Here is an 18,470-nt window from a genome sequence, read left to right on the forward strand (position 1 = left end):
CCAACCATGGCTGAGTATCTGACCCGGTTTGTCCAGTCCTATCCTGGCAACCTGAGTAAATTAAGCTTTTATATTGCTGCTGCCGCGGTGATTCATATCAGCTTCCGTTTTGCGAATTTGAGCCAGCGCAGTAATCAGCTACGTTAATGTCACAGCAGCCGCAAACCTGCGCTGCGCTGATTATTGCTGCCCCCGCCTCAGGTCAAGGTAAAACAACCGTTACCGCGACCTTGGCGTGGCATTATCGACGTCAGGGTAAACAGGTCCGAATTTTCAAAGTGGGTCCAGACTTTCTGGACCCAATGATCCTGTCATTTGCCTCCGGCCATCCGGTTTATCAAGTTGATTTATGGATGGTCGGTGAAACTCACTCCAGACAATTGATTGCCGACGCCGCCAAACAGGCAGATATCATTCTGATTGAAGGCGTGATGGGTTTGTTTGATGGTACGCCTTCCACAGCTGATTTAGCTGCCATTATAGGAATCCCGGTGTTAGCGGTCATTGATGCCAGTGCCATGGCACAAACATTTGCCGCTTTAGCATTCGGCTTAGCCAACTTTCGTCAGGATGTGACGTTGGCTGGTGTTCTGGCCAATCGTGTGGGCAGTGCCAGACATGCTGAAATGCTGACGTCCGCTTTACCTAACGATTTACCTTGTCTTGCTAATATGCCTCGTCAAATTGAAAGTCTGCCCAGCCGTTATCTGGGTTTGGTTCAGGCTGATGAACTCACGGATTTGACTGAGCGTCTGGACCGACTGGCAGATAGCCTGCAGCTGAATCCCGAATTTGTTTTACCGCAAATCAAAATCAACAATCAGCCTTTTGAAGCTTTACCCGCATTATTAAAAGATCTTCGCATCGGGGTGGCTAAGGATGCAGCGTTTGCCTTTGTTTATCAGGCAAATCTGGATTGTTTAACCGCTATGGGTGCTGAGCTGATATTTTTTTCCCCGTTAACGGATACAACGCTTCCTGAGGTAGATAGCCTTTATCTCCCTGGTGGCTATCCTGAACTGCATCTGGAAACACTCAGCCAAAATATGTCGATGCGTCAGGCGATATGTGAATACATTAATGCCAATAAACCAGTTGTGGCTGAATGTGGTGGCATGCTGTATTTGTGCCGCACATTAACCGATAAGCATGGCCAACAAGCTGAAATGTGTGGCGTGCTGGCCGCTGATGCCAAATTACAAGCCAGACTGACAGCCTTGGCATTGCAACAAGTTACTCATGATAATTACACTTTACGTGGTCATACCTACCACCATTCCTTGTTGGAAAATCAACCCATAGCTATCCTCTATGCTGAATGCCCAAACGGCAATAAAGTCAGTGAAGCCGTGTTTCAGCAACAACGCCTGACCGCCAGCTATATCCACTTTTATTTTCCGTCAGCCCCTGAACTCATTGCCCGCTGGTTTACCCCATGAGTCAGGATAAATACCGCTTTAATCACCAGGATCGTGAGGCTGTATATCGCGCTATTGGTGAGCGTCGTGATATGCGGCATTTTATTGCTGATCCCATTGACCAGGATATTCTGCAGCGATTATTTCAAGCAGCCTGGCAGGCTCCCAGCGTAGGACTGATGCAACCTTGGCGGATGATTCGGATTACCGATACCGGCATCCGCAATGCTATTCATCAAATCGTTGAAAATGAAAGAGTGCTGACTGCCAAGGCGTTGGGTGAGCGTGAAACAGAATTTCTGCAGCTGAAAGTTGAAGGCATCAAGGATTGCGCTGAAGTGTTGGTTGTCTCGTTGATGGATAAACGTGAGTCGCATATTTTTGGTCGCCGCACCCTGCCGGAAATGGATCTGGCATCGGTCTCATGTGCCATTCAGAATATGTGGCTGGCTGCCCGTGCCGAAGGATTGGGCATGGGCTGGGTCTCCTTATTTGATCCCCAAAAATTAGCCGATTTATTGGGGATTCCTAATGGGGCCTGCCCGGTGGCGATTCTGTGTCTGGGTCATGTTGATGATTTTTACCAACAGCCCATGCTGGAGCAGGAAAACTGGCGACAACGTCAGCCTCTGGATGAACTTATCTTTGAAAACCGCTGGGAAAACAATACTAAGTCATGACCTTTATTATCATGCTCAGCGCTTTGATCATTGACTGGTTTGTCGGTGAACCGAAACGGTTCCATCCTCTGGTCGGCTTCGGCACTTTGGTGAACAAAATCGAAGCACGTCTTAATCACTCCCATCATCATCGGTTTGTTCAGTTTTTTTTGGGTATTCTGGCATTGGTCATTTGTGTGGTTCCAATAACGGTTCTTACTTACCTGATCAGCCAGATTCCGTTCTGGGGCACCTTATGTTCCGTGGTGCTGTTAACGCTGTGCCTGGGTCATCGCAGTCTATTTGACCATGCCAGGCCTATTCTGCATGCCATGCAACAAGGCGATATCAAACACGCCAGAACATTGACCAGCCGAATTGTCAGTCGTGATAAAGATCATATTGATGTGAATAAAGCGACGATTGAATCCGTGCTGGAAAATGGTAACGATGCCGTTTTTGGTACGCTTTTCTGGTTTGTTATCGGTGGTGCAGCCGGAGCGGTTGCCTACCGTCTGGTCAATACGCTGGATGCCATGTGGGGCTATCGAACTCCACGCTTTTTCTATTTTGGTAAAACGGCAGCTCGGTTGGATGATGTATTAAATTTTGTACCCGCCCGACTGACCGCTTTAAGTTATGCCCTGCTTGGCAATACGCGAAAGGCATTGAGCTGCTGGCATCAGCAAGCACCGTTATGGGACAGTCCAAATGCCGGTCCGGTAATGGCCAGTGGTGCGGGCGCTTTGGATGTTCAACTCGGTGGGGCTGCTTGTTATCACGGTGAATGGCACCAACGCCCCATGCTCGGCACGTCAAATATTGCTGAAGCAAATGATATTGTGCGTGCTCTAAGATTAGTGTCTAACAGTGTGTTGTTATGGCTTTCCGTCATAGGGATTGTTACGGGGATCATTTATGCTTAATCACGGCGGCAGAATTCAAGCTTATGCCAAACAATATGGCATTGCTCGAGAGGATTGGCTGGATTTATCTACTGGTATAAATCCAAACGGCTGGCCCGTACCAGAACAGATCCCGGCAGAAATTTGGGCAAGACTGCCTGAAAATGAAGATGATTTAATCGATCAGGCTAAAGCGTATTATCAATGTGAACATATTCTGCCAGTTGCCGGATCGCAGGCCGCCATACAAATCTTACCGACATTAAGATCAGCTTGTCACGTTGCTATCCTTTCACCAGCATACGAAGAACATCGTCATTGCTGGCAGGTAGCCGGTCATGAAGTGGTCGCGCTGGAAAGTTTTGAGCTGGATCAACAGATTGATATGTTTGATGTGGTGATTGTTATTCACCCGAATAATCCCAGCGGTGAAACGTTTGATAGACAACGTTTATTAAACTGGCAACAACGTTTGCAAATGCGTAATGGCTGGTTGATCGTCGATGAAGCATTTCTTGATATCACACCAGAGCAAAGTCTGGCACCATTCCCCTGCCAGCATGGATTAATCATTTTACGTTCGCTGGGAAAGTTTTTTGGCCTGGCCGGTGTAAGAGTCGGGTTTGTGATCACACACCCTGATTTGTTAAAGCAAATCGCCGAAAAATCTGGCCCCTGGCCGATTGCTACAGCATCCAGATGGATTGCCTCGCAGGCATTAGCTGATAAAAACTGGCAACAGCAATCGCGTCAGTATTTACCGCAACATGCCCAACGACTGACAGAGCTGCTCGGTCAATATAAATTAGCACCCAGCGGCGGTTGCGCCTTATTTCAATGGGTTAAAACCGCTCATGCTGCCAGCATTCATCATCAACTGGCCCAACAAGGTATTCTCTGTCGATTATTCGATCGACCGGCAGCCTTAAGGTTTGGCTTACCGGCTACTGAACAGGACTGGCTACGTCTGGAAACCGCATTACAGAAGGTCGAACAACCATGACAGCTAAGACTTTAATGGTTCAGGGGACAACATCGGATGCTGGTAAAAGCACACTGGTAACCGCGTTATGCCGCTGGCTGGTCAAACAGGATTACTCTGTCGCACCCTTTAAACCGCAGAATATGGCGTTGAACAGTGCTGTTACAGCAGATGGTGGTGAAATTGGTCGTGCTCAGGCCGTTCAGGCCCAGGCCTGCAAACTGCCGCCGCATATCGATATGAATCCGGTTTTACTAAAACCCAACAGTGATACCGGCGCTCAGGTCATTATTCATGGCAAAGCCATTGCCAACATGGATGCCCGCTTTTATCACGACTATAAACAAACCGCGATGACTGCAGTATTAGAATCGCATGCCCGTCTGCTTAAACAATATGATGTCGTAATGGTGGAAGGTGCCGGTTCACCGGCAGAAATCAATCTGCGTGATCGGGATATTGCCAATATGGGTTTCGCTGAAGCCGTGGACTGTCCAGTGATCCTGGTTGCTGATATTGATCGTGGCGGTGTATTTGCTCACTTGGTGGGTACTTTGGATCTTCTGTCAGCTTCTGAGCAACAGCGTGTTAAAGGCTTTGTAATTAATCGCTTTCGCGGTGATATCAGCTTATTACAATCCGGTCTGGACTGGTTGGAGCAACGCACTGGCAAGCCGGTTCTAGGCGTTCTGCCCTATCTCCATGGCCTGCATCTGGAGGCCGAGGATGCGATTAATATTACGCAGGTAGAAAAAGCCGACAATGTGCTGAACGTTATCGTGCCGGTTATGCCTCGTATCAGTAACCATACCGATCTAGATCCATTACGGCTGCACCCAAACGTAAACTTACAATTTATCGGCCCAGATTCACCGATACCGCCAGCCGATTTGATCATTCTGCCAGGTAGCAAACATGTCAGCGCTGATCTGCAATGGCTGGAACAGCAAGGCTGGCCTGCAGCGATTCAAAAACATCTGCGGTACGGTGGCAAACTATTAGGGATTTGTGGTGGTTTTCAAATGCTGGGTCAGCAGATTGATGATCCAACAGGTGTTGAAGGTTCGCCTGGCACTTGCAAAACAGGTCTAGGCTTATTGGATATGCACACTACCCTGCATGCCGAGAAACAATTACGGCAAAATCAGGGACAGTTATTGTTCAATAATGCTGCCATCAGTGGCTACGAAATTCATGCCGGTGTCACCGAAGGCAAAGCTTTATTGCGTCCGCTGCTACAGTTATCGCATGGCCCGGATGGAGCGATCAGCGAAGATAATCAGATTATCGGCACGTATCTGCATGGACTTTTTGAACAGCAAACAAGCTGTGATGCCTTGCTGCAATGGGCTGGACTGAATAACGTAAGCAGTTCGGATTATCATGCTTTGCGGGAAGCAGATATTGAACGACTGGCAGAGATGGTTGAGCAGCATATGGATACCACAGCACTACTGACTATTTTAAAGGCAGCAAATGGCTAAAACCCTGATCCTTGGCGGTGTAAAATCCGGTAAAAGCAGACTGGCTGAACAACGCGCTATCAACAGTAAATTAGCCGTCTGCTATGTGGCGACGGCTCGTGCTGATGACAGTGAAATGCAGCAGCGTATTGCATTGCATCAACAGCAACGCCCTGCTCATTGGACTACTATCGAAGTACCGCTAAATCTTGCCGCTGCATTGCAGCAACAGGACGATGCAGATAAATGTCTTTTGGTGGATTGTCTGACCTTATGGCTGACCAATTTGCTGCTCACCGATGATGAGAATTTATTAACTAACGAAATCCAACTATTACTTGAGACCTTGCCAACTCTACAGGCTGACATCATTTTGGTCAGCAATGAAACCAGTATGGGCATTGTGCCGATGGGCGAATTGACCCGGCGCTTTTGTGATGAAGCCGGCAGCCTGCATCAACAACTTGCTGTGCTGATGGATAATGTCATCCTCACCGTGGCCGGTTTGCCGCATGCTTTGAAAGGAAACTGAATGATCGACTTCACCCAATGGTTAACATTACCTGCCAAAACGATTGACCAAAATGCTGCAGATGCAGCGTTAACGCGACAAAGCCAGTTGACCAAACCGGCAGGGTCATTAGGTCAACTCGAACAATTAGCAGTGCAACTGGCAGCACTGCAAGGCACAACGCCCCAAGCCGATCATGTGCATATCACCGTTTATGCAGCTGATCATGGTGTAATGGTAGAAAATATTTCGGCCTATCCACAATCCGTTACCGCCGCAATGATTCGTAATTTCGCCAGTGGTGGCGCGGCTATTAGCGTATTGGCGAAGCATTTGGATGCTTCGCTGGACGTGATCAATGTTGGCACGGTCAGTGAATTGGAAGAGATTAAAGGTGTGCAAGATCAGCGGATTGCTAATGGTACTGCCAACTTTCACCAGCAAGCTGCGATGACTGAAGCCGAATGCCAACAAGCCATGCTGATTGGTCAACATAATGTCGAATGCTGCATGCAGAACGGCGCCCAGCTTTATATCGCCGGTGATATGGGAATTGGCAACACCACAGCAGCCAGTGCAATGGCCTGTGCGATGTTGAATCTACCAGCCAGTCAATTGGCCGGTCCAGGCACCGGACTAAATGCTGAAGGCGTCTCGCATAAAGCAACTATCATTAAAGAATCCTTGTTATTACATAAAAACCATCTGGATTCTCCCTTAGCCATTTTGCGTTACCTGGGCGGCTTTGAAATTGCTGCCATGGTCGGCAGTTATTTACACTGCGCCAAATCTGGTCTGCCGGTGGTGATTGATGGCTTTATTAGTAGCGTGGCGGCTTTATCTGCTGAACAAATCTGTCCTGGTAGTCGGCAGTGGTTTTTATTCAGTCATCACAGCGCCGAACCCGGGCATAGCAAGATTTTACAGGCGCTTGAGGCTCAGCCTTTAGTGAACTTCAATATGAGGTTAGGCGAAGCCAGTGGCGCAGCCGTTGCTATTCCGTTACTAAGAATGGCCTGCGCTCTGCACAATCAAATGGCGACGTTTGAAGAAGCGGCCATCGCCGGAGCCATCAACTAATGCGAGCTTTGTTAATCGCCCTGCAGTTTTTAACTATTCTGCCGGTCAGATTGCAGGGTGAATTTACTGCACAGGATATTGGCCGCTCGTTATTGTTTTATCCAGTTGTCGGCTTACTAATCGGTATCGTGTTAAGCCTTCTGGGCTGGAACCTGACATCTCAGTCACCAATGTTCTCCGCCATATTGGTATTAGCGGTCTGGGTAACCATCACCGGGGCATTACATATCGATGGATTGGCTGACAGTGCCGATGCCTGGTTGGGTGGCATTGGCGATAAAGCTAAAACCCTAAGCATTATGAAAGACCCAGCAGCTGGCCCTATTGCAGTGGTGACAATCGTATTAGTGCTGTTAATTAAGTTTGTCATGCTGACAGTTTTACTCGCCGAACAGAACTGGTGGGCATTAATCTGGTCTGTGATACTGGCCCGCACAGCTTTACCATTATTGTTTTTAACCACTGATTATGTGCGGCCCCACGGTTTAGGCAGCATCCTCAAACAACAGCAATCTGGCGTGCATACACGCCGGTTGATGCTTCTCATCGGTGTATTGGCTTTATTCAGTGTCGGCCTGTTTGCCCTGTTGTTTGGGTTATTGGTTTTTCTATTGCTACGCTACCTGATGGAGCGTCGATTAAACGGGTTTACCGGTGATACTGCGGGCGCAATGGTGGAACTGCTTGAAGCTGCATTATTAATATTTTTTGTTTTATTTTAGGAAAATTATGACTGATTCTGAGAAAAGCCAACGCCATAAAGATCGCATGCAACGTCACAAGGAAGTGGTTGATCAGAAGATCCAAAAAGCCACTAAGGATAAAGGTTTATTGCTGTGCATAACTGGCAACGGCAAAGGTAAAAGTTCATCCGGTTTTGGCATGATTGCCAGAGCATTGGGCCATGATATGAAAGTCGGTATCGTGCAATTTATTAAGGGGGCGATGAGTACTGGCGAAGAAGCTTTTTATCGTCGATTTCCTGAGCAGGTGAGTTATCACGTGGTTGGCGATGGTTTTACCTGGGATACGCAAAACCTGGAACAGGATAAAGCTTCCGCAGAAGCAGGCTGGGATATTGTTAAAACGATGTTACAGGATGACAGTATCAACGTGGTTCTGCTGGATGAACTGAATATTGTCTTAAAAATGAAATATCTCGATGCAGATAAAGTAATAGCTGATTTAGCTGCCCGCCCGGCAATGCAACACGTGATTATTACTGGCCGCGGAGCACCGGACAGCATCATTGAAGCGGCTGATACCGTCAGCCGGATTGAGGATGTCAAACATGCATTTCGTGATGGTATCCGTGCTCAAAAAGGCATTGAGCTCTAAAGATTTTTTTGAGGTTTTTGGCTTGTTTTTTGCTGTGTCATCAAACGGTAAAGTTACTCACATTTTCTGTGGATAAGTCTGTGTTTAACTTTGGAGTTAGTCTCTAAGCTGTTCATATTTAAGCACTCTGCACAAAATGGTCAAAAAATGCTCAAACTAAAATATATGTTTACATTCAACAACTTAGGATCACCTCTATGATAATCAGTGAGTTAGCGACATCTGTTATATAAAGATGTGAAGATTTTGTGAAACAGGTGAATAACTTACCGTTATATAAGTCCCGATAAGCTGGGATTCTGGAATATAACAGACATAAAAAAACCCGGTAGTTAAGTTAATAACTACCGGGTTTGTCGTTTAGGGTTACACAGATTCTGTTTCTTTGACGATATCCAGAAACAGTTCATCATTTTTCAGGATAACTCTTACATGGCCACCATCGCTGAGTTTGCCAAATAACAATTCATCGGCCAACGGACGCTTGATTTTTTCCTGTACCAGTCGCGCCATTGGCCTGGCACCCATTTGTACATCGTAACCATGCTCTGCCAACCATTCACGCGCATCATTATCAATTTCGATGGTCACGTTTTTATCCTGCAATAGCATTTCCAATTCAAGCACCGCTTTATCAGCAACACGTAGAATCGCTTCTTTAGTAAGCGGCTGGAATTGAATAATACCGTCCAGACGATTACGGAATTCAGGTGAGAATGCACGTTTCAATGCTTCCGTACCATCCATATGATGCTCTTGTTTGGTAAAGCCAATCGAGCTGCGGCCCATTTCCTGTGCACCGGCATTACTGGTCATTACTAATACAATATGGCGGAAATCCGCTTTACGGCCATTATTATCCGTTAAAGTCCCATGATCCATCACTTGCAATAGCAGGTTAAAGACATCGGGATGAGCTTTTTCAATCTCATCCAACAACAACACAGCATGTGGTTGTTTAATGACTGCATCGGTTAATAACCCACCTTGATCAAACCCTACATAACCTGGAGGAGCACCAATCAGACGGGAAACTGTATGAGGTTCCATATACTCGGACATATCAAAGCGGATCAGTTCTACCCCAAGGATATGCGCCAACTGACGAGTAACTTCTGTTTTACCTACACCGGTTGGCCCTGCAAACAGGAAAGCACCAGTGGGTTTCTCGGGATGTCCCAAACCGGAACGTGCCATTTTAATTGCCGAGCTTAATGCAGAAATCGCATCGTCCTGACCGAAAATAACGTGTTTAAGGTTCGGTTCAAGATTACGTAGATTATCTTTATCTGCATTACTGACTGTCTTGGCAGGAATACGAGCAATCTTGGCAACGATCTGCTGGACATCCTGGATTCCAATCATTTTTTTGCGTTTTGACTTTGGCAGAATACGTTGGGCAGCACCAACTTCATCCAATACGTCAATCGCTTTATCCGGCAGATAACGGTCGTTGATATGACGGGCGGCCAGTTCTGCTGCCTGCTCAATTGCAGCATTGGAGTAACGCACATTGTGGTGTGATTCCAAGCCAGGCTTTAAACCTTTTAAAATTTCAATGGTTTCTGCAACGGATGGTTCAGGCACATCAATTTTCTGAAAACGCCGTGCCAAAGCACGATCATGTTCAAAAATACTGCGATATTCCTGATAGGTTGTTGAGCCGATACATTTCAATTCGCCATTGGCCAATAACGGTTTAAGCAAATTGGCAGCATCCATCGCACTGTTTCCTGCACTCCCCGCACCAATCATGGTATGGATTTCGTCAATAAACAGAATCGCATGATCCTGTTGTTTGATTTCGCGCAACAATCCTTTCAGACGTTTTTCAAAATCACCACGGTATTTGGTACCAGCAACCAGAGCGCCCATATCCAATGAATAAACCACTGCCTGCTCCAGCACTTCGGGTACATCACCATCAACAATACGTTTGGCAAGACCTTCCGCCAGCGCAGTTTTACCAACACCGGCTTCACCGACAAACAGAGGATTATTTTTACGGCGACGGCATAGCACCTGCAATGTCCGCTCAATCTCATTGGCACGGCCGATTAATGGATCAATCCGACCCAGTTTGGCTTCGGCATTCAGATTAGTGGCATATAACGCCAATGGACTTTTACTTTCGGAATTCCCATCTTCAACTTCAATCTTTTCGCTTTTGGTTTCTTCTGCCAGATTTTCGATGCTGCCGTGACTGATAGCGTTGACCACATCCAGTCGACTGACATCTTGCTTCTGCAGTAAATAAACCGCTTGAGATTGCTGTTCAGAGAAAATTGAAACCAGTACGTTCGCACCGGTTACCTCTTCACCACCAGAAGATTGCACATGCATCACTGCACGTTGCAGAATGCGTTGGAAAGCCAGCGTTGGCTGAGTTTCGCGATCGCTGTCTTCGGCCAATGTAGGCAGATTATCTGCAAGAAAATCGGTCAGATCCTGACGCAAGGCATTGATATCCACCTCGCAGGCTTTGAGCACCGCCAGTGCTTGTCCATTTTCCAGTAAGGCTAACAATAAATGTTCAACCGTCAGAAATTCATGGGATCTTTGTCGAGCATAATTGAATGCCTGACTCAGCGTGTGTTCAAGTTCTTTACTCAGCATATTGCTATCCGCCTATTGTCGTTGCAGCCATCTCATTCCTGTTCCATGGTGCACTGTAAAGGATGCCCATGTCTTTGGGCATAACTATTCACTTGTTCCACTTTGGCCTCAGCGATCTCAAATGTAAAGATACCGCATAAAGCCTGTCCTTCAGTGTGCACTTGTAACATGGTTCGTGTGGCACGTTCACGCCCCATATCAAACAAGGTTTCCAAAACCTCCACCACAAAGTCCATCGGCGTGTAATCATCGTTCATCATGATCACCCGATATTTGGGTGGTTGTTTTAAATCAGGTTTAGACGGCGCAACCGCAAAATCATGCTCGGTCTGCCAATCTTGATCATGTTTATCTGCCATCGCAAAAATCAACTCGCTGCTTCAACCATCTGTTTGAGCTCACCGTTTTCGTACAGTTCCATAATAATGTCACATCCACCAATTAATTCACCATTGATATACAGCTGAGGAAAGGTTGGCCAGTCAGCATAACGGTGAAGATTTTCGCGAACTTCAGGATCAGCCAATACATTCACATAAGCAAATTCTGAGCCACAGGCAGTCAGCGCCTGTGATGAGCGACTGGAAAATCCACATTGTGGAAACTCTGGCGTACCCTTCATAAACAGAATTACCGGGTTTGATTCAATCGCCTGCTTAATACGCTCCATAATATCCATTGTTGTTACCTCTTTATTTGGTTAGTTGTAGCAGATGGGGGCACCTGCTGTTAATTCAAGATTACGCCTTTGATTAAGGTCGTTGCAATAGTCCCAACACACCATCAAGACCACAGTGATTCAAAGCTGTATCGGCAGCTTGCTGCACTTTGGGTTTGGCATGATAAGCCACGCTCATACCCGCTTCAGCCATCATCAACAGATCATTTGCACCATCACCAATTGCCACTGCCTGGTGTTTTTCAATATTCAGTTCGGCGCAACATTTAATTAAAAAATCGGCTTTGGCCTGAGCACCGCAAATATCACCGGTTACTTTACCTGTGAGATAACCCTTTTCATGTTCCAGTACATTGGCCTGGGTAAAATCGAGATTGAGACGCTTTTTCAGTTTATCGGTGAAAAAAGTAAATCCGCCCGAAACCAGTGCGGTTTTTATTCCAGCCTGCTGCACCGTTTTTAACATCAACTCTGCACCAGGATTGAGCATAAGACGTTCGTTATAAACACGATCCAGCATATCGACGGGCAGTCCTTTTAATAGCGCTACCCGTTGTTTAAGTGATGTTTCAAAATCTATCTCACCACGCATTGCAGCCTCCGTAATCGCTGCCACCTGCGGTTTAAGATCCATGAAGTCCGCAATTTCATCGATACATTCAATGGTGATTAAGGTCGAATCCATGTCCATAACTATCAAACGGCAATTATCTGTTTCAAACTCAGCAGGAAGGACATTAATATCGACAGCATACTGTTGTCGTAACATCGACAAATCTGCATGCTGGGTATTTTCAATCAATGCAAAACTGTCTCGCCATTGGCATTGCCCCGTTAGTTTTTCGGCAATTTCATCGGCCAGTTCCCGAGTGAGTTGAGGTCCCTGAACAATTATCTGTGTCATGATGTTTCCAGTCTTAAAATGACAAACGGCGAACTGACATACATCAGTTCGCCGTGTGCAAAAACAGATTTAGTTATCAATTCAATGATAATTATTTCGCTTCATTTTGGTAACGTGAAACGCTGTCCACAATTTCCTGTTTGGCCGCATCAATTCCTGCCCAGCCTTCGATTTTAACCCATTTGTTCTTTTCCAAATCTTTGTAATGTTCAAAGAAATGTGCGATCTGATTGAGCAAAAATTCCGGCACGTCATTGATATCTTTAACATGGTCATACATTTTGTCATGAGGGACCGCAACGACTTTGGCATCTTCGCCCTTTTCGTCTGTCATTTTCAGCATACCGACTGGACGGCATGCCACCACGCATCCGTTAATTAATGGAAATGGCGTCACCACCAATACATCTACCGGGTCACCATCATCAGACAACGTATTCGGCACGTAACCATAATTTGCCGGATAGAACATAGCGGTATTCATAAAACGATCAACAAACAGCGCGCCAGTCGCTTTATCAACTTCATATTTAACCGGATTGGCATTTGCAGGAATTTCGATAATAACGTTGATATCTTCAGGCAGATTGCTGCCTGGGCCGACTCGGTCAAGATTCATAAAGCGATTGCTCCAATAAAAAATAGGGGTAAAAGAAACCCGCCAATTATAAAAGAAACTGTCCAAGCATCAAAGCCGACATCTCTTTAGGGCTTTATTGATCTTTCATCTCCGCCTCTGTTGTGAGATGAACGATCAACAAGCCCAGACGTTATCGACTGAAAAAATAGGCGGCGACACAAATCAGTAACAGCGAAAACAGACGGCGCAACCAATGTGCAGGTAACCGCTTTGCCAGTCTGGCACCAAACTGGGCAAAAATCACACTGGTCAGGATAATGCCGAGAAATGCCTGCCAATGTACGAAACCTGTTTGCCAGGCAGATTGCTGATTTATTTCACTTGGAGCAAACACAATGAAGCCAATCACTCCTGCAATGGCAATTGGCAAACCACAGCATGCAGCAGATCCAATCGCCTGTTGAATGTTAAGACGAGCCATCAGCAGATAAGGGACAATCAATGTTCCTCCACCGATACCGACTAGCGCCGAAAGTGCACCACTAAACAAACCATACAAACTCGAAGGCAATCGGTTTAACAATGCAGGAGACGTTGTACTGGCATTAGGTAGCCAAATCCGCAATGCCATTAACAAAGCAAAGGTAGCAAAAAATATCTGCAGCATATCACCGCTGATTAAACTGGCCAGCAGAGCTCCACCAAAACTCCCAAAAAGTAATGCTGGAACCAAACGGGTGACCGCCAGCATCGAAATATTTCCCAGTCGCCAATGCGCAAAGATAGAAGAAATTGATGTTACAACAATGGTCATCAGTGAAGTGGCAACCGCCATATGAATCAGATATTGATCCGGCAGCCCTTGTTTGCTGAAAAGCCATACCAACACCGGTACAATGACCAGTCCCCCGCCGATACCAAACAGCCCGGCAAGCGTACCGGCCACTATTCCGGCTGCGGCATAACTTAACCATTCAATCCACATAAGCTTCACATCCATAGGGTATGCTGTTTCTATTCGTTAAGATCATTGTTTTCCAAGCTGTATCGACTTTTGAATCCAGGGTACCCGAGACATGACGGGCTTATATTGATGGATAGTTAATTTGACAGAACACATAGTAACGCACCGTCAGGTCTGGCGAATCGCCGGACCGATGATTATCGCCAACATCTCTACCCCACTGCTGGGAATGGTCGATACAGCGATGGTTGGCCATCTCAGTGCAGCGCATTATCTCGGCGCCGTAGCGATCGGCAGCATGATTTTTACCTTTGTCTTCTGGGGGTTTGGCTTTCTCAGAATGGCCACCACTGGCCTGACATCACAAGCTTATGGTGAAAATAGTACCGCAAAAATGCAGGCTGTATTAATGCAATCCATCTGGTTGGCATTGGTAATTGCCTTGATATTATTGCTGCTACAGATGCCGATACGTGATGTGGCTTTGCATCTGGTAGACAGTAGTGGTGACGTCGAACAATTTGCCGCCATCTACTTTGATATCAGGATCTGGAGCGCACCAGCGACACTTATAAATTACGCCATACTGGGCTGGCTGATTGGTCGTGAAGCGTCAAAAGCAGCTTTGCTGATGGTGCTGGTAATCAATATTACAAATATTTTACTGGATGGCTTATTTGTCATGGGCCTGGGAATGGATGTTGATGGCGTTGCGCTGGCATCTGTTATCGCTGAATACACCGGTTTGATAGTGGGACTGGTATTACTCAATCATTACGGGCTAAATAAAAGCGGTATTCATTTATCACTCAGTAAGAAAGTGCTGCAACAAAGCCGGCATGGCTTAACTGTTCATGGCAATGTGATGATCAGAACCTTTTTGCTCATCTCCTGCTTTGCTCTGTTTACCACCCAGGGCGCCCGACAAGGCGATACAGTATTGGCTGCCAATAGTGTGCTGTTGAACTTTATTACTCTGATGGCATTTGTACTGGATGGATTTGCCAATGCAACCGAGGCATTAACCGGCAAGGCCATAGGGCGTAAATCCCCCTCCATGTTAAGAAAAGCACTTAGCTTGACTGCATTCTGGTCAGTATTAATGGCAGCTTTGTTTTCGCTGACATATCTGTTGTTTGGGGAATGGATTATTCGATTATTAACCGGTATAGAGGCGGTGATTGACTATGCTGGTATGCATCTTATCTGGGTGATTATTTCGCCGCTGATTGCGGTATGGTCATATTTGCTGGATGGACTTTTTGTTGGAGCAACACGCAGCCGGGAAATGCGAAACACCATGTTGTTTTCAGCATTCTGTTGCTATCTGCCAGCATTTTACCTACTACAGCCATTTGGCAATCACGGATTATGGGCTGCCTTGCTCATTTTCCTGGCAGCAAGAGGCCTTTCCCAAAGTCTCTACATAGGCGGGATCATGCGTCTGGCGGATCCGAATTAATGATTTTTTCTGGTCTGTTGATTTCCGGGTACTAATCGGCGATCACGTCCCGAACGACGTAACACATGACTCAAATCAAAACGGATCTGTTCCCGTCGCGTTTGCAGCTGACGTCGTTGATATCGGCGGCGATCATCATCACCATAAAACTGACCATATTCAGGATCTAAAACATATTGTTGCTCAGTCCGACTCATGAAAGGCCCCTTCCATAGAATTTTGATAGCAGATCATTACGCCGTAAAAAAACTAATGTCAACGTATTCAGCAGCTAAATATTTGTTTTTTATGGGTAATAGGGCAATCAAAAACTAAACGGCTGGCTTTCAACTGCAAACCATCTGCAGTCTTTTTCCCGTAACGGCTATCACCAGAGACCGGATGGCCAATCGATGCGCAATGACGGCGAATTTGGTGCATACGTCCCGTTTCAATTGAGACAGTTAACACTGTTCGGTTTTTATCAGCATCATAAGTACATTTAGCAAAATGGCTGACAGCATGCTTGCCATCCAAAGGGGAATTAACGGTCAGTTTTTGCCATTCAACGTCACCATCCACCTCGATCTCATAGTGCTTTTCAATCTTTCGTTGTTGAAACAACGTAGATAACTGAGCTGCCGCTTTTTGCTGATGGGCAATAATCATCAATCCAAAAGCTTCCCGATCCAGCCGTTGCACCAGAAAACTCTGTCTCGGTTTAGCAAAGGCCAGCTCGGATACTCGCAGTAAACTGCAATGATCGCCCCACTCGGTGCCTTGTGCCAACATACCGGCGGGTTTAAACCAGACACTGTAAGCCCCAAAATCATGTAATAACTTTGGGGGTACAGGGGTTTGATCCAATAAACGCTTATCGTAATAAAGCTGTAACAGCTCGCCAGAATTCAAGTTTTTTGTCGCTCGACGCAAACGTTGGGTGCGTTTACCTTTTTGCAACCAGACAGCTCCCTTACTCATCGCCTGCTTGATTTGCTGACGGGAAAGTTCACAGTGGTCAGCTAACAGATCGATGGCATTTACGGAGCCTTTTTCCACCGGAATTTTTAATTCAAAACGAACAGTATTATCAGACATTTTATGAAATAGCGCTTTGGCGTAGAATAATGATTTATTTTATAGGTATCCGTGATGTTTATACCGCAATTAAGCTGTTGCTGTCTTGCTTTAGTCCTTGCCATGACGGTTCAGGCGGATGCTTACAAGTGGGTTGATGATGATGGTGAAGTTATCTACTCACAAACCCCGCCTGTCGATAAACCCTATGAAAAAATGGATACCCCCCCTCCACCGTCGATGAATCCGGAAGCGGCAAAAAAAGAAATCGAGTTGCTGATTGAACAACAGAAAGCAAGCGATGAAGCCCGTGAGGAGCAACAACAAAATCAACAACAGGAAGAACAGGCTGCTGAAGCTTTAGCGGAAAACTGTCGAATTGCCAAATATAATTTACAGCAGTACCAGGACAATCCCGGTCGGCGCGTGATGGACTCAGAAGGCAATGTGACCCGCCCCACTGAAGAAGAAAGACAACAGAAAATTAGCACACTTAAACAGCAAGTTAACCAATTCTGTAAACAGGAGAAGTAACCATGCCTTATTTAAATATTGTGACCAATCAGCCTATTACTGATGAAACAGCCTTACTTAAAGTTGCCAGTAAAACCGTAGCGCAGGCTTCTGGTAAACCGGAAAGTTATGTGATGGTGGCTGTTGAATCCAAAACTGCAATGTCTTTTGGCGGCAGTACTGAGCCTACCGCTATTCTGGATTATCGTTCGCTTGGCCTGCCCAGCGACCGCAAAGCGTTATCTGATGCTTTATGTTCGATGATTGAGGAGCAGATTGGCGTCAGTGGCAGCCGTGTTTACATCAGTATGACCGACTCCGAACGACAAAACTGGGGCTGGGATCACAGTACTTTCTAACAAAATTCAACTGCGCTGATACGGTGTGTCAGCGCAGTTTTTTAATCCAATAATCAGGAATCACCTTTTCCATGCGTACTTCGAAGCTTCTCATTTCCACTTTAAAAGAAACACCTGCAGACGCTGAAATCGTCAGCCATCAGTTAATGTTGCGGGCAGGCCTTATCCGCCGTCTGGCATCCGGTCTGTATACCTGGATGCCGATGGGTTTGCGGGTACTGCGTAAAACCGAAGCAATTGTGCGTGAGGAAATGAATAAAGCCGGAGCCCAGGAGGTATTAATGCCTTCCGTGCAACCAGCTGAATTGTGGCAGGAAAGCCAGCGCTGGGAAAAGTATGGTCCTGAACTATTGCGTATAACTGATCGTCATCAACGTGAATTCTGTTATGGCCCAACTCACGAAGAGGTCATTACTGATCTGGTGCGTCAGGAAATTCGCAGTTACAAACAATTACCGGTTAATTTTTATCAGATTCAAACCAAATTCCGTGATGAAATCCGTCCACGTTTTGGTTTGATGCGAGCTCGTGAGTTTCTAATGAAAGATGCGTATTCCTTCCATGTGGATCAAGCATCTTTGCAGCAAACCTATGATGAAATGTATGCAACTTACACACGCATTTTCCAGCGTATCGGATTGAATTTCCGTGCAGTACTGGCAGATACCGGCAGTATCGGCGGTAATGCCTCACATGAATTCCATGTACTGGCCAGTTCAGGTGAAGATGCGATTGCCTTTAGCAATAGCAGTGATTACGCTGCCAATGTTGAATTGGCTGAAGCAGTCAAACCAGCAGGTGAGCGTCCTGCAGCATCTGCCGCCATGCAAACCGTTGAAACTCCCCACAAACATACCATTGAGGATGTCAGCAACTTTTTAAAAGTAACTGCTTCGCAATGTCTGAAAACATTGCTGGTAGAAGGCGCTGAGAAAAACAGCGTTGTCGCTTTGGTACTGCGTGGCGATCATGAACTCAACA

The 18,470-nt window shown here is 46.2% G+C and carries 21 protein-coding genes; 13 read left to right on the plus strand and 8 right to left on the minus strand.

Annotated features, from left to right (window positions below; translation table 11 throughout):
- Positions 1-146: 146 nt before the first annotated feature.
- From B3182_RS06515 to cobO, 9 genes are read left to right on the plus strand one after another with little or no spacing between them, the layout of a single operon-like run.
- Positions 147-1,439 (plus strand): cobyrinate a,c-diamide synthase, encoded by a 1,293-nt coding sequence (locus tag B3182_RS06515; protein ID WP_292357611.1) that lies wholly within the window; start codon positions 147-149, stop codon positions 1,437-1,439.
- On the plus strand, positions 1,436-2,098 hold the full coding sequence (bluB, locus tag B3182_RS06520) for a 5,6-dimethylbenzimidazole synthase (RefSeq protein ID WP_292357613.1): 663 nt from the start codon (positions 1,436-1,438) through the stop codon (positions 2,096-2,098). Before B3182_RS06515 ends, bluB begins: the two co-directional genes overlap by 4 nt.
- Positions 2,095-3,003, plus strand: coding sequence for an adenosylcobinamide-phosphate synthase CbiB (cbiB, locus tag B3182_RS06525; RefSeq protein ID WP_292357615.1), 909 nt, complete (start codon positions 2,095-2,097; stop codon positions 3,001-3,003). Before bluB ends, cbiB begins: the two co-directional genes overlap by 4 nt.
- The gene (gene cobD, locus B3182_RS06530) at positions 2,996-3,985 is read left to right on the plus strand and encodes a threonine-phosphate decarboxylase CobD (protein WP_292357617.1); all 990 of its coding nucleotides are present in this window, start codon (positions 2,996-2,998) and stop codon (positions 3,983-3,985) included. Before cbiB ends, cobD begins: the two co-directional genes overlap by 8 nt.
- Positions 3,982-5,448 carry a cobyric acid synthase gene (locus B3182_RS06535; protein WP_292357619.1) on the plus strand — a complete coding sequence of 489 codons (1,467 nt, stop codon included), beginning with the start codon at positions 3,982-3,984 and terminating at the stop codon, positions 5,446-5,448. Before cobD ends, B3182_RS06535 begins: the two co-directional genes overlap by 4 nt.
- The gene (gene cobU / locus B3182_RS06540; RefSeq protein ID WP_292357621.1) at positions 5,441-5,959 is read left to right on the plus strand and encodes a bifunctional adenosylcobinamide kinase/adenosylcobinamide-phosphate guanylyltransferase; all 519 of its coding nucleotides are present in this window, start codon (positions 5,441-5,443) and stop codon (positions 5,957-5,959) included. Before B3182_RS06535 ends, cobU begins: the two co-directional genes overlap by 8 nt.
- Positions 5,960-7,018: a nicotinate-nucleotide--dimethylbenzimidazole phosphoribosyltransferase gene (cobT, locus tag B3182_RS06545; RefSeq protein WP_292357623.1), complete on the plus strand. Its 1,059-nt coding sequence runs from the start codon at positions 5,960-5,962 to the stop codon at positions 7,016-7,018.
- Entirely contained in the window at positions 7,018-7,740 is a 723-nt protein-coding gene (locus B3182_RS06550) for an adenosylcobinamide-GDP ribazoletransferase (protein ID WP_292357625.1), read from the plus strand. The genes cobT and B3182_RS06550 overlap by 1 nt, the downstream gene beginning before the upstream one ends.
- Before the next feature lie 7 nt (positions 7,741-7,747).
- Positions 7,748-8,356, plus strand: a complete 609-nt coding sequence (cobO, locus tag B3182_RS06555) for a cob(I)yrinic acid a,c-diamide adenosyltransferase (RefSeq protein ID WP_292357627.1) — start codon at positions 7,748-7,750, stop codon at positions 8,354-8,356.
- A gap of 366 nt (positions 8,357-8,722) precedes the next feature.
- Here cobO and clpA read toward each other — a convergent pair whose 3' ends face one another.
- The 6 genes from clpA to B3182_RS06585 all read right to left on the minus strand — a co-directional run bounded on the left by clpA (position 8,723) and on the right by B3182_RS06585 (position 14,120).
- The gene (gene clpA, locus B3182_RS06560) at positions 8,723-10,972 is read right to left on the minus strand and encodes an ATP-dependent Clp protease ATP-binding subunit ClpA (RefSeq protein ID WP_292357629.1); all 2,250 of its coding nucleotides are present in this window, start codon (positions 10,970-10,972) and stop codon (positions 8,723-8,725) included.
- Positions 10,973-11,004: 32 nt separating this feature from the next.
- The gene (gene clpS / locus B3182_RS06565; protein ID WP_292357631.1) at positions 11,005-11,331 is read right to left on the minus strand and encodes an ATP-dependent Clp protease adapter ClpS; all 327 of its coding nucleotides are present in this window, start codon (positions 11,329-11,331) and stop codon (positions 11,005-11,007) included.
- 8 nt (positions 11,332-11,339) lie between these two features.
- The gene (grxD, locus tag B3182_RS06570; RefSeq protein ID WP_014707423.1) at positions 11,340-11,651 is read right to left on the minus strand and encodes a Grx4 family monothiol glutaredoxin; all 312 of its coding nucleotides are present in this window, start codon (positions 11,649-11,651) and stop codon (positions 11,340-11,342) included.
- A gap of 73 nt (positions 11,652-11,724) precedes the next feature.
- On the minus strand, positions 11,725-12,555 hold the full coding sequence (serB, locus tag B3182_RS06575) for a phosphoserine phosphatase SerB (RefSeq protein ID WP_292357633.1): 831 nt from the start codon (positions 12,553-12,555) through the stop codon (positions 11,725-11,727).
- Between the two features lie 91 nt (positions 12,556-12,646).
- Positions 12,647-13,174 carry an inorganic diphosphatase gene (ppa, locus tag B3182_RS06580; RefSeq protein ID WP_292357635.1) on the minus strand — a complete coding sequence of 176 codons (528 nt, stop codon included), beginning with the start codon at positions 13,172-13,174 and terminating at the stop codon, positions 12,647-12,649.
- Positions 13,175-13,325: 151 nt separating this feature from the next.
- Positions 13,326-14,120: a sulfite exporter TauE/SafE family protein gene (locus tag B3182_RS06585; protein ID WP_292357637.1), complete on the minus strand. Its 795-nt coding sequence runs from the start codon at positions 14,118-14,120 to the stop codon at positions 13,326-13,328.
- 121 nt (positions 14,121-14,241) lie between these two features.
- On the opposite strand from B3182_RS06585, the gene B3182_RS06590 reads away from it, so the two are divergent.
- Positions 14,242-15,561, plus strand: a complete 1,320-nt coding sequence (locus B3182_RS06590) for an MATE family efflux transporter (RefSeq protein ID WP_292752057.1) — start codon at positions 14,242-14,244, stop codon at positions 15,559-15,561.
- Here the strand turns inward: B3182_RS06590 and B3182_RS06595 are convergent.
- Both B3182_RS06595 and B3182_RS06600 read right to left on the minus strand, forming a co-directional pair.
- Positions 15,558-15,758, minus strand: coding sequence for a hypothetical protein (locus tag B3182_RS06595; RefSeq protein ID WP_292357641.1), 201 nt, complete (start codon positions 15,756-15,758; stop codon positions 15,558-15,560). The genes B3182_RS06590 and B3182_RS06595 overlap by 4 nt on opposite strands.
- A gap of 67 nt (positions 15,759-15,825) precedes the next feature.
- Positions 15,826-16,638, minus strand: coding sequence for an RluA family pseudouridine synthase (locus B3182_RS06600; protein WP_292357643.1), 813 nt, complete (start codon positions 16,636-16,638; stop codon positions 15,826-15,828).
- A 54-nt stretch (positions 16,639-16,692) separates the two neighbouring features.
- Here B3182_RS06600 and B3182_RS06605 point away from each other — a divergent pair, with 54 nt between their 5' ends.
- The 3 genes from B3182_RS06605 to proS form a co-directional block, all read left to right on the plus strand.
- Entirely contained in the window at positions 16,693-17,151 is a 459-nt protein-coding gene (locus B3182_RS06605) for a DUF4124 domain-containing protein (protein ID WP_292357645.1), read from the plus strand.
- Between the two features lie 2 nt (positions 17,152-17,153).
- A complete protein-coding gene (locus B3182_RS06610) occupies positions 17,154-17,489 on the plus strand; it encodes a phenylpyruvate tautomerase MIF-related protein (RefSeq protein WP_292357647.1) in 336 nt (111 codons plus the stop codon).
- Between the two features lie 71 nt (positions 17,490-17,560).
- Positions 17,561-18,470: proline--tRNA ligase (gene proS, locus B3182_RS06615; RefSeq protein ID WP_292752060.1), on the plus strand; the 910-nt coding region annotated here is incomplete at its 3' end.

Origin of the sequence: Methylophaga sp. UBA4204 (assembly GCF_002379485.1) — a bacterium.
In the GTDB taxonomy this organism is placed as follows: Bacteria; Pseudomonadota; Gammaproteobacteria; order Nitrosococcales; family Methylophagaceae; genus Methylophaga.

Bases quoted from the DNA above. Each gene is read 5' to 3' on its own strand.
- B3182_RS06515 (WP_292357611.1), top strand. From the start codon at position 147: ATGTCACAGCAGCCGCAAACCTGCGCTGCGCTGATTATTGCTGCCCCC.
- bluB (WP_292357613.1), top strand. From the start codon at position 1,436: ATGAGTCAGGATAAATACCGCTTTAATCACCAGGATCGTGAGGCTGTA.
- cbiB (WP_292357615.1), top strand. From the start codon at position 2,095: ATGACCTTTATTATCATGCTCAGCGCTTTGATCATTGACTGGTTTGTC.
- cobD (WP_292357617.1), top strand. From the start codon at position 2,996: ATGCTTAATCACGGCGGCAGAATTCAAGCTTATGCCAAACAATATGGC.
- B3182_RS06535 (WP_292357619.1), top strand. From the start codon at position 3,982: ATGACAGCTAAGACTTTAATGGTTCAGGGGACAACATCGGATGCTGGT.
- cobU (WP_292357621.1), top strand. From the start codon at position 5,441: ATGGCTAAAACCCTGATCCTTGGCGGTGTAAAATCCGGTAAAAGCAGA.
- cobT (WP_292357623.1), top strand. From the start codon at position 5,960: ATGATCGACTTCACCCAATGGTTAACATTACCTGCCAAAACGATTGAC.
- B3182_RS06550 (WP_292357625.1), top strand. From the start codon at position 7,018: ATGCGAGCTTTGTTAATCGCCCTGCAGTTTTTAACTATTCTGCCGGTC.
- cobO (WP_292357627.1), top strand. From the start codon at position 7,748: ATGACTGATTCTGAGAAAAGCCAACGCCATAAAGATCGCATGCAACGT.
- clpA (WP_292357629.1), bottom strand. From the start codon at position 10,972: ATGCTGAGTAAAGAACTTGAACACACGCTGAGTCAGGCATTCAATTAT.
- clpS (WP_292357631.1), bottom strand. From the start codon at position 11,331: ATGGCAGATAAACATGATCAAGATTGGCAGACCGAGCATGATTTTGCG.
- grxD (WP_014707423.1), bottom strand. From the start codon at position 11,651: ATGGATATTATGGAGCGTATTAAGCAGGCGATTGAATCAAACCCGGTA.
- serB (WP_292357633.1), bottom strand. From the start codon at position 12,555: ATGACACAGATAATTGTTCAGGGACCTCAACTCACTCGGGAACTGGCC.
- ppa (WP_292357635.1), bottom strand. From the start codon at position 13,174: ATGAATCTTGACCGAGTCGGCCCAGGCAGCAATCTGCCTGAAGATATC.
- B3182_RS06585 (WP_292357637.1), bottom strand. From the start codon at position 14,120: ATGTGGATTGAATGGTTAAGTTATGCCGCAGCCGGAATAGTGGCCGGT.
- B3182_RS06595 (WP_292357641.1), bottom strand. From the start codon at position 15,758: ATGAGTCGGACTGAGCAACAATATGTTTTAGATCCTGAATATGGTCAG.
- B3182_RS06600 (WP_292357643.1), bottom strand. From the start codon at position 16,638: ATGTCTGATAATACTGTTCGTTTTGAATTAAAAATTCCGGTGGAAAAA.
- B3182_RS06605 (WP_292357645.1), top strand. From the start codon at position 16,693: ATGTTTATACCGCAATTAAGCTGTTGCTGTCTTGCTTTAGTCCTTGCC.
- B3182_RS06610 (WP_292357647.1), top strand. From the start codon at position 17,154: ATGCCTTATTTAAATATTGTGACCAATCAGCCTATTACTGATGAAACA.